Below are 238 nucleotides of genomic sequence, written 5' to 3'. Positions count from 1 at the left end.
CGTTGATACCGATTATCCGCTGGAGCATGAATTTGTGACCGGTGGCGAATATCGTCGTATTTGTACGCTCGGCGAGAAGCTGCGTGGACTGATCGAGGACGATGCGTTTATCGAACGTGGCGAGCGTCGCCAGCCGGTTGCCAGCTTCGAGCAGGCGCTGGAATGGCTGCAGAAAGAGTCACGTCGCGGCCTCGCTATCCAGCGTTATAAAGGTCTGGGCGAGATGAACCCGGAACAG

1 pseudogene is annotated in these 238 nt (G+C 57.1%); it reads left to right on the top strand.

The window, feature by feature from the left end:
• A pseudogene (gene gyrB / locus P8629_RS12655) lies at positions 1-238 on the top strand (DNA gyrase subunit B); the annotation flags it as partial.

Origin of the sequence: Hydrogenovibrio sp. 3SP14C1 (assembly GCF_029625905.1) — a bacterium.
Lineage (GTDB): Bacteria > Pseudomonadota > Gammaproteobacteria > Thiomicrospirales > Thiomicrospiraceae > Hydrogenovibrio.
This window is presented reverse-complemented; position numbering and strand designations above follow the sequence as displayed.